Annotated in this window: 8 protein-coding genes and 2 tRNA genes; all 10 read right to left on the bottom strand. The window is 60.0% G+C overall.

Annotated features, from left to right (window positions below; genetic code table 11):
* Window positions 1-501: 501 nt before the first annotated feature.
* The 10 genes from WMO66_RS10100 to WMO66_RS10055 all read right to left on the bottom strand — a co-directional run bounded on the left by WMO66_RS10100 (window position 502) and on the right by WMO66_RS10055 (window position 9889).
* Window positions 502-576: transfer RNA gene (locus tag WMO66_RS10100), tRNA-Glu, on the bottom strand.
* 4 nt (window positions 577-580) lie between these two features.
* Window positions 581-656 (bottom strand) — tRNA-Met (locus tag WMO66_RS10095).
* 135 nt (window positions 657-791) lie between these two features.
* The gene (locus WMO66_RS10090; RefSeq protein WP_349136300.1) at window positions 792-1793 is read right to left on the bottom strand and encodes an ABC transporter permease; all 1002 of its coding nucleotides are present in this window, start codon (window positions 1791-1793) and stop codon (window positions 792-794) included.
* Between the two features lie 14 nt (window positions 1794-1807).
* Window positions 1808-3319, bottom strand: a complete 1512-nt coding sequence (locus WMO66_RS10085; RefSeq protein WP_349136298.1) for a sugar ABC transporter ATP-binding protein — start codon at window positions 3317-3319, stop codon at window positions 1808-1810.
* Between the two features lie 98 nt (window positions 3320-3417).
* Window positions 3418-4551 carry a substrate-binding domain-containing protein gene (locus WMO66_RS10080; RefSeq protein WP_349136296.1) on the bottom strand — a complete coding sequence of 378 codons (1134 nt, stop codon included), beginning with the start codon at window positions 4549-4551 and terminating at the stop codon, window positions 3418-3420.
* A 54-nt stretch (window positions 4552-4605) separates the two neighbouring features.
* On the bottom strand, window positions 4606-5049 hold the full coding sequence (locus tag WMO66_RS10075; RefSeq protein ID WP_349136295.1) for an RbsD/FucU family protein: 444 nt from the start codon (window positions 5047-5049) through the stop codon (window positions 4606-4608).
* A gap of 53 nt (window positions 5050-5102) precedes the next feature.
* Window positions 5103-6026 carry a ribokinase gene (rbsK, locus tag WMO66_RS10070; RefSeq protein ID WP_349136293.1) on the bottom strand — a complete coding sequence of 308 codons (924 nt, stop codon included), beginning with the start codon at window positions 6024-6026 and terminating at the stop codon, window positions 5103-5105.
* 61 nt (window positions 6027-6087) lie between these two features.
* The gene (locus tag WMO66_RS10065) at window positions 6088-7134 is read right to left on the bottom strand and encodes a LacI family DNA-binding transcriptional regulator (RefSeq protein ID WP_349136291.1); all 1047 of its coding nucleotides are present in this window, start codon (window positions 7132-7134) and stop codon (window positions 6088-6090) included.
* 375 nt (window positions 7135-7509) lie between these two features.
* Window positions 7510-8094, bottom strand: coding sequence for a 5'-deoxynucleotidase (gene yfbR / locus WMO66_RS10060; protein WP_349136290.1), 585 nt, complete (start codon window positions 8092-8094; stop codon window positions 7510-7512).
* The gene (locus WMO66_RS10055) at window positions 8084-9889 is read right to left on the bottom strand and encodes a DUF2207 family protein (RefSeq protein WP_349136289.1); all 1806 of its coding nucleotides are present in this window, start codon (window positions 9887-9889) and stop codon (window positions 8084-8086) included. Before WMO66_RS10055 ends, yfbR begins: the two co-directional genes overlap by 11 nt.
* Window positions 9890-10133: the final 244 nt, after the last annotated feature.

The following is a 10133-nucleotide window of genomic DNA, read 5'->3' as shown; positions in this document are numbered from 1 at the left end:
CCCGCAAGGGGCACGCCGCATCCGTAAGGCGGCAGAGCCGCCAACGGCTGCGCAGTGAGCGCCGCTACAGACGCAATTGGTGCACACCATTTTTCGATACCCGGTGCAAACTGCCAGTATTGCTCCGGGAGGGGCACGCCGCTCCCCTACAATGGCTGGTGCAGTCGCTACATTGCGGCGAACGATAAAGCGGCCGGGGATCCCCCCGGCCGCTGCGGCTGCCGCTCAGCAGCCCACACCAAACAGAATGCACCGCATCGTCCGGATCGCGCTGCAATCAAAATCACGGATCCAGAACATGGGAAACCTCCTCCTGTGGATTCGTCTCGCGAGGACTGGACCGATGATATCAGGTCTGTTACCGTTTTGCAATCACAGGAATTTCCATTTTCTCTTTCAAATGGCACATTGCCCCTCATTTCCGGTTTCGTGCCGGGATACCCCTCAAAAAGTGCCATAGACAGAGAAAAAACCCTTGTCCTCAGGACAAAGGTTGTTTTCTGGTGACCCGTACGGGACTCGAACCCATGTTACCGCCGTGAAAGGGCGGTGTCTTAACCACTTGACCAACGGGCCGTTTTGGTAGCGGCAATTGGACTCGAACCAATGACACTCCGGGTATGAACCGAATGCTCTACCAACTGAGCTATGCCGCCATATATGACCCGCCGCCGAAACAGCAAAATGATTATATCCGATTTTGCACGGTTTGTCAAGTGTTTTCTTGTATTTTTTCTTTTTTCCGCCCCCCGGCCGAAACCGGGGGACGGAAAAGGAATGAGGGTAGGAGGTTACGCCTTCTTGCGGCTCTTGACCATGTCCATTGCGACGGCAAAGATGATCAGAGCGCCGGTGATGACGTCGAGGATGTAGTCGTTGATCTGGAAGGCCTTGCCGGCGTTCTTGATGACGACCATCAGGAGCGTGCCGACAAACGTGCCGGTGATCGCGCCGCGGCCGCCGGCCAGCGAAGCGCCGCCGATAACTGCCGCCGCGATGGCGTCCATGTCGTAGCCGTCGCCGGTGTTCGGCATGGCGCGGAGGATACGGCCGGCGAACATGATGGCAGCGATGCCATAGACAAAGCCGGCGAGGGAGTAAACAAGGTAGAAGGTCTTGCGGACCTTGATGCCGCTCAGGCGGGCGACCTCGATGCCGGAGCCGATGACGAACAGGTCGCGGCCGAAGACGGTGTAGCGCAGGACCAGGAAGGCAATGACTGCCACGACGATCCAGATGCAGGCCAGGACCGGCAGGACGCCGAAGATGTCATAGTTGCCGATGGTGTCAAAGAGCTTGACGAACGTTGCGCCGTCCGGCTCAAAGAATGAGATGGAGTTGCCGTTGCACAGCAGCTTCAGGATGCCGCGGAAGATGGTCTGCGTGCCGAGGGTGGCGATCATGGCGGGGACCTTCAGGTCGAAGATGATCACGCCGTTCAGGAAGCCGCACAGGGTGCAGACGACGAAGTTGGCGAGGATGGCAATGCCGAGCATGGACGTGCCCTTGCCGTTCATGATCATGGCCATTGTCATGCAGCCGAGACCGGCGATGGCGCCGCCGGAAATATCGATACCGCTCGTGATGATGATGAAGGTCTGCGCGACGGCCAGAACGCCGACGATGGCGCCCTGCTTCGTCAGGTTCTTCAGGTTGTAGGAGCCGAAGAAGTTCTTGGTCAGGAACGTGGCCAGCAGGAACAGCGCGATAACGACCAGGCCGATGGTGAACTCAGAGTGCTTGGTCAGCCGCACAAACGCATTGGGCTTTTTATTCTTGGTAAGCGTGGACATAACTATCTCTCCTCTTAGTCTTCAATGGAGGCCATACGGAGAACATCCGCTTCCGTAAGGGTCTTCAGAGCTTCTTTGTCGTATTCTGCGGTGATCTTGCCCTGCGCCATGACGATCAGACGGTCGGAAAGGCCCATGACCTCCGGCAGATAGGACGAGATCAGGATCACGCCGCGGCCGCGTTCGGTCAGGCGCTCGATGAGCTTGAAAATCTCCTGCTTCGCGCCGACATCGATGCCGACGGTCGGCTCGTCAAAGATCAGGATTTCGGGATCGCGGCAAAGCAGCTTGGCGATAACGACCTTCTGCTGGTTGCCGCCGGAGAGATTGCCGACGAGCTGCGAAATAGACGGCGTTTTGACATTCACGCTTCTGGAGAATTCCTCCGCGCGCTTCTTCTCCTTGCGGAGGTTCAGGCAGCCCGCCTTGCTGATCATATCGTAGGAGCTCATGTTGACATTCGTCTTGATATCCAGCTTCAGCGCGCAGCCGTCGGTGCGGCGGTCCTCGGTGAGGAAGCCGATGCCGTGCTTCAGCGCGTCGGTCGGATTGGAAAGGTGAACCTTTTTGCCCTTCAGATAGACATCGCCGCTCAGGCGCTTTTCCACGGCCGTCAGGGCGCGCATCACTTCGCTGCGTCCCGCGCCGACCAGACCGGCAAAGCCGAGGATCTCGCCCTTATGCAGGGTGAAATTAATATTCTTGAAGTGCTTGCTGTCGCTGAAGTTCTCCACGCGCAGCAGCTCTTCGTCAGTGTCAAAGTGACGGATGTTGTAGATATCCGTGGCGGGGCGGCCGACCATCATCTGGATCAGCGAATCCTTCGTCACGTTCTCAATGGGCATCGTATCGACGTAGGAGCCGTCCTTCAGGATGGTCACGCTGTCGCAGATCTGCATGATCTCTTCGAGACGATGGCTGATATAGATGATGCTGACGCCCTGGCTCTTCAGCTCTCCGATGAAGCGGAAGAGCATATCGACCTTTTCATTCTCGAGCAGAGCCGTCGGCTCGTCGAAAATGACAAGACGGATATCCTCGTTCACGGAGATTTTGCTGATCGTGACCATCGCCTGCATGGCAATGGGAAGCTCGCGGATCTTCGCCAGAGGGTCAACGCCCATTTCAAATTTATCGATGATCTTCTTGCTGTCCCGGGCCATCTTCTTCCAGTCGACGAGGCCGAGCTTCGTCTTGGGCTGACGGCCGAGGAAGTAGTTCTCCGCGATGCTGAGATCCGGAGCAATATTGACTTGCTGGTAGTTTGCAAAGACGCCGTGTGCCTGCGCATCGACTGCGGTGGCATTGACGACCCACTCACCATTATAATTCATGGTGATCTTGCCCTCATCGGGCCTCTCGACACCCATGATGCACTTGATCAGGGTGGATTTGCCTGCGCCGTTCTCACCGACCAGCGCACGCACCTCGCCTTTCTGCAAGGTGAAGCTCACGTCTTTCAGTGCCGTAACACCGGGGTAGAACTTGCTGACGTGCTCAATTTTTAAGATCGTATTCTCTTGCAATGTTGCACCCTCATTCCTTTGGAAAAGAAGGCCGCTGCGGTCTGCAAGGCCGCAGCGGCCCTCACGGTTTCGTTCAGAGATCGATATTCAGTCCGGAATTACTTGACGTACGGGGACATCATGAACTGGATCTTCTCGCTGTCGATGTTCTCCATGTTGACAACGACAGGCGGGCAGTTGACCTGCTTGGTGGTCTCGGGGTTCTGGCCGTTGACCAGCGTCAGGATGGCGTTCTCCATGCACTTGTAGCCCTGGGTGAAAGCGTCCTGAACAATGATGGCGGACAGGAAACCGTCGCGCAGAGCGGCGATCTCGACATCGTCGGAGTCAACGCCGATGGAAACGACGCCTTCCTTCATGTTGGCAGCACGCAGAGCGTTGCAGACGCCGTCGCAGGTGACGTTGTTGCCGGCATAGATGCCGATGAGGTCAGCGCCGACAGCGTTGATGGTGTTCTCGGCATCAGCCTGAGCATCCGCGGAGTCGTTGTCGTTGTACTCGGTGTCGGTCAGGGTCAGGCCGGGAGCCTTCTCAGCCATGTAGTCACGGAAGCCCTGCATTCTGAAGTCCAGAGCAGCGTTCTCCATGTTCATCTGCATGCCGATGGTGCCCTTGTCGGTGGAGATGCCCTTTTCAGCCATGGCGTCGAGGAAAGCCTGAGCGGCCATCTCGCCGATGGTGGTGTTGGAGCAGTAGTAGAACTCGTTGTAGTACTCGCCATGAGTGCCCTCGTCGCCCTCATCGCCGTTGCCAAGGCCGCAGTTGACGAAGTTCAGGACGATGCCTGCGTCATGGGCTTCCTTTGCCTTCGGGACGGTCGGGTCGATGTTCAGGGTAGCGGTCAGGATCGCGTCAGGCTGGCTGGCGATCGCGTTCTCCAGAGCGGAGACATAGCCTTCTGCATCAGCCTCTTCGGCAGGGCCGGTGATGGAGTACTCGATCTTAACGCCGAGCTGCGCTTCGTAGTCCTTCATGGCCTGCTTGATGCCGGTCTCGATCTGGCTCCAGAAATCGGAAGCCGTAGACGGAGTGACATAGATGATCTTGTAGGTCTTGCCGGACTCGTTGTTGTCGGTGTTGTCGGTGTTGTCGGTGTTGTCGCTGTTGTTGTCGTTGCTCTCGGTGGGAGCGTCGGTCGCGGGCTGGGTGTCGTTGTTGCCATCGCTTGCGCAGGCAGCAAACAGGCAGCCGACCATAGCGATCACAAGAAGCAGTGCGATGAGTTTCTTCATTGTTGTTTTCCTCCTAATTTATTTAATGAAATTGCACGCTGCAATTACATCCGATCACATAACACCCTTCTGCAGGATGATGCAGCCATACGGCAGGCGCTCGCTCGTGCAGATGGTGACGTAGGCCTTTGCAGCCTTCTCATAGAATTTCGTGCGCTCGATCTGACCGACGCACTTGGCATCGTAGCCGTGCTTCACGACGGCGGCGATGGTGTCGTCCCAGACCTTGTTCTCCGTCAGGACAACGCCGGAATCCGCATCCGGGACCATGTACTCGATGGGGTGGGCTTCATACTCGACGTCCAGCGGAACGAGCTGCAGGACGGCGTCGACCATCTCGGCGGCCGTGTTGCCCTTGGCCTGAATGCTGATGGCGTTCGGAGACTTCGTGACGGGCGGATAGAAGTGGTCCGCGATGACGATGAGATCGCCGTGGCCGGTATCGGCCAGAGCCTTGAGCAGATCAGAACCGATGATATCAGGAACTCCTCTTAACATGATGAATGATCCTCCTTCAGATTTTCACGCACATCCGGTGCGTCAGAAACAAATCAGTGCTCCGCGAGGAACGCGTCGATCTCTTCGCGGGTCGGCATGGCCGGGGTCGTACCGATGCGCTGCACGGACAGGGCAGCCAGGCCGCTTGCGAAGCGGGCAGCCTCCCAGATGTCCTTGCCCTCGGCCAGAGCGGCCAGCAGGCCGCCATTGAAGGCATCGCCTGCGCCGGTCGTGTCAACGGCCTTGACATGGAAGGCGGGGATGATCTCGGCGCGGTCGCCGGTGTTGATGTAAACACCGCGGCTGCCGAGCGTGATGAGCACGTTCTCAACACCCTTTTCGAAGAAGATCTTCGCGGCGCGGTTCGCGCTCTCGAGATCCGTGACGGGGACGCCGGTCATTTCCTCTGCCTCGACCTCGTTCGGGGTGACGAGCCAGCAGCCCTTCAGGAACTCGTCGGTGACGGGCTGATACGGGGCGGTATTCAGGATGACGCGGACGCCGTGCTCCTTGGCAAGCTTTGCTACGGCCTCGTTGGCATCCTGATTGACCTCGAGCTGCAGCAGAATATAGGCGGAATCGCAGATGCGCTGCTCAACGGACTTGATGTCCTCGGCCGTGATGGTGCCGCAGGCGCCCGGAACGATGACGATCTCATTCTGGCTCGAATTCTCATCGACCATGATGAGGGCGATGCCCGTTGCGACGTCGTCGTTATAGAAGAGAAAATCCTTCGGCATGTTCAGCTCGGTCATGACGTCCAGTGCCACGTTCGCCATGGAATCGCGGCCCAGCTTCGTGATCATTGCCACATCGCCGCCGGCCTTATGCGCCGCGACGCCCTGATTGAAGCCCTTGCCGCCTGCGCCCTGCTTGAAGAAGCTGCCCTTGACCGTCTCGGCGGGAGCGGGCAGATGCGGGGTGCGCGCCATGAGATCGACGACAAAGCTGCCAAATACCGTTACCTTCTGTTTCAATTTCGTTACCTCCAGTCAAACACGCCGGAAAGCTCCGGCTCACAAACCTGACAAATTATTATTAATGTGCCCTGCCGCTCTCCGGCAGCAGCTCCGAGCCGCGCAGCAGCAGCTCCGTCGGCAGGCACTCGCGCGCGCCCGCGCGCTCACCCCGCTCGCTTTCAAACCGCTGCAGCAGCAGGCGCATGGCCTGCTTGCCCATTTCCGGCACGTCACGGCTGACGACGGAAATGTTGTAATCCAGCCAGCACAGTGCGTCGATATCATCAAAGCCAACCAAAGCGATGTCGGCCCCTACACGAAGCCCCAGCTCGTTGAACGCCTTGAGGCACCCGTAGGTCGTCATATTGTTGGAAGAGAACACCGCCGTGGGCGGCTCCTGCATGGCGCACAGCGCCAGCGTCTGCTCATAGGCACAGTCGACCATAAAGTCGCCCTTGCGGATATAAGCCGGTGTGACGGGCAGGCCATGCTCGCGCAGTGCGCGGTAGTAGCCGCGCAGACGCTCGCGGCCGGGGCGCGAGGCCTCGGGCCCGGTGATGATGGCGATGCGGCGGTGACCGACGCGGATCAGCTCGCTGACGGCCGCATGCACGCCGCGCTCATCGTCCGTGACGACACGGTCGAAGAACTGACTGTCGACCTCACGGTCGAGCAGAACCACGGGGATGCCGAGTGTCTCAAAATTGTGGAGCCGCTTCATCGTATCAGGGTCCTGCTCGGAGACCGGCGTGATGATGATGCCGCGCAGGCGGTGCTCGCGCATGGTCTGCAGGACCTGATGCTCGCGGTCCGTATTTTCTGCGGTGTTGAACAGCAGAACGTGATAGCCCCGCTCATCGGCCACGCGGGTGATGCCCTCGAGCAGCAGGGAAAAGAACGGGTTGTTGATATCCGGGATGACGACGCCGATGGACGTCGAGGTCGAGGTGCTGAGCGAACGGGCCGTGCTGTTGGGAACGTAGTTGAACTTGCGGACGGCATCCATCACGCGGCGGTAGCTCTTTTCGCTGACCGCGTTGCTGTGATTGATGACGCGCGAGACCGTTGCGATGGAGACACCGGCCTCTCTGGCGATCTCGTAGATATTGGCTTCCTGCTTTCCCATTCCCCTCACCGTCCTGTGCCGCTTTTCCGCTCCCAAGCTCCGGAATTCCCGGAATTTTGGGAGTTGTAAGGGCTTACAGACATCCGCTCAAAAAAAGCAGCGCATCGCTGTCCCGCTTCCGGGAGGTCGCTGCCGGTCAGGCATCCGCTGTGCCTGACTGAAAATGTAAACGCTTACTTCAATTTCTGGTGCTAGGATACCGCTGTTTTGCCCCATTGTCAAGGGGTTCTGTATAACTTTGTCGAAGGTCACAATTTCTGTTTTTCGAATTTGTGCAAAATCACAGAGGAATATTCTGTAAAATTACTATGTAAGGGCTTTCAAAAAGGCTCCCCGCCAGTTTCCCGGCAGGGAGCCTCAGAAGTGCAGTGAATATTATTCCAATTGATCGAGATTTTTTCCAAAGCTGTCCAGACAGTGCTCCAGAAACCAGTCCAGCTCCGGCAGGTGCATGTCCGTCAGGGCCTGCCTTGTCTGCTCGGCTGCCGAGGCAAATTCCTGATTTCCCGCGCGCAGCTCCTCGATGCACTTGATGTGCGCCGAGAGCTTGTCCGCCGCCTTGACGATGTCGTGCACCGTGGGGTCGGACTCCCGCACGAGCGGAGCATAGCTCGGGCGCAGGGCCTCGGGCAGCAGCTCGAGCAGCTTATCCGCACTCACGCGCTCCACCTGCTTATAGGCCGCGCGGATGTCGGGGTTATAATACTTCACCGGCGTCGGCAGGTCGCCGGTCAGAATTTCGGAGGCATCGTGGAACAGTGCCGCCGTGGCGCAGCGCTCCGGATCGGCCGGAAGGCCGAGGATGTCGCGCCGGATGAGCGCCAGCCCGTGGGCCAGCACGGCGACCATGTGGCTGTGCTCCTGCACGTTTTCGGAAAAGGTGTTGCGCATCAGGCCCCAGCGCGTGATATAGCGCATGCGGGATACGAGCGCGTAAAAGCGGTATTCCTCAGACTTCATCCGGATCATACTCCTCTCTGCGGTGCGGGCGCATCGGCGGCCGCTGCGGCTCCGGCGCGGCAAACGGCGGCGTGCGGCGCTGCGGCGCAGGACGGGAGGCCGTACGGGCTGCGGGCCGCGGAGCCGGGCGGCACGGAACGGCAGACGCTCTGCCGTCCTCTCCGCGCAGACGGGCGCAGACGGCGGCATACCGGGCGAAGAAGTCCCCGGCGCGGCGCGGGGCCGCGCCCTCCAGCCAGAGGCAGGGCTCCAGCTCCAGACCGGCCGCGCAGCGGACAAAACGTCCGCCGACGCCCATCTCCTCCGCGAACGGGAGCATCCGGTAGAAATACTGTGGATCCTGCAGCGTCAGGCGCTGCAGCGAGGCACTGTCTGCCCGGCGCAGATAGCGCCGCAGACCGAGCAGGCGGCGCAGGCCCTCCTCGCCTGCGGAAGTCCGGCGGCCGCCGAACAGCGTTGTCCCCGCGCAGAAGACCTGCAGCAGCAGGCTCAGGAGCTGATAGGGCAGAGAGCCCGCCAGTACGCCGAAGATCACAAGTGCGATCGCACTGAGGCCGCCCAGCGCCAAGGCCAGCGCACGGCGGCGGCGGAACAGGGAGCCCACGCCCCGCTGCACGAGCACGCAGGCCGCCGTACCCAGCGCCGTCAGCACCGGCAGCCAGACCCAGCGTGAGCCCGTCGCAGGCAGAAGGCGGTCAAACGTCAGAAGCGAGGCAAACAGGCCTGCCGCTGCGCCGAGCAGGCGCAGCACGAGCGGGTTTCCGCCCGTGAACATCCGCCGCCGCCAGCCCGTCAGGATCGGAGCCTGCATCTCGCGCACGGCAGCCTGGTAGCGCAGGCCGCCCGCCTCACACGAAGCGCCCGCGCGAAACAGCGCGGCAAAGAAGCGCCGCTCCGAGGGCTTGCGCTCGTTGCCCATCTCCATGCGCTTATAGAGGATCACCCGTCCGCGCGACATCCGCACGGTCAGATAGCCGAGGTTGCCCCAATGAACGATCATGCCCGCAGCGTCCGGCGCTTCGCCGAGGAGCTGGCAGGGGATCTCACCCGCCGTGGATTCCATGCCGATGGTCTGCTGCGCGCGCGGGAGGATCAGCCCGCTGCGCAGGCGCAGGAACCAGAACGCCACGGCCGCCGCCAGCAGCACCAGAAAGGCGATGCGGTCGAACCCGGCCGTCTTGCCGGGCTGGTCGCGCAGATTGAACGTATCCGCCGGGAACTGTACCGAAACGGTGAGCGTCTCATGATCGCGCATGGCGGCCGTGGACTTCGCCGTCACGGTATTTTCCTGCGTGCGGATGTCGAGATAGTTATCCACCACGTCGCCGTAGTAGCCGCTCGTCCACTCCGGCGCGTTCGTGACCTGTGCCGGAAACGTCATGGTCAGGGAATAGCTGTCAATGGCATAGTCCCAGCCCGTCTCGGGCAGGCTCAGACGGAACTGCTGGCCGTCCGCGGCCTCGGCCGCACGGCACGGCAGCGTATAGCTGCAGGTAAACTGCTGCTTGCCGCTGAAGCCGGCAGGATTGCTCAGCTTCAGGCAGGTCACGCCATCCTGCAGGACCGTTTCATAGCTCCACCCGGCCAGCGTGATGTCGCGCGCGTCCGTCCCGAGCGGGATGAGCAGGCTGTCCTGCGCGGCGGAAAAATCCACCTCCGCCGTCATCGTGACCTCGCACACGCCGTCCTCCCGGACGTTGACCGCCGCCTCGAGCGACGGCAGCGCCGCGTCCGCCGCCAGCGCACTCAGGCTCAACGCCAGCGCACAGAAAACGGCAAGAAAAAATCGCCGCAAGGCAATCTCCCCCATTCTTTTTTCTTTCATCTGCATAACGATAACACAAAACCGCGAAAAATGCAACTTCCGCGCAAAAATTGGCGGCTTGCCGCCCCTGTCAGAGTATGGTATAATCAGCTTGTCAAAAAAAGTCCCTTTGGACTTTTTCGCCAAGCTGCTTCCAGAATTGCAAAATAGAATTTTGTATTATTATTTTGCAATTCTGCCGCTGCGGCGGGTTATGGAACGCGAAAGGACACCC

The organism is Faecousia intestinalis (assembly GCF_040096185.1).
Lineage (GTDB): Bacteria > Bacillota > Clostridia > Oscillospirales > Oscillospiraceae > JAZOXB01.
This window is presented reverse-complemented; position numbering and strand designations above follow the sequence as displayed.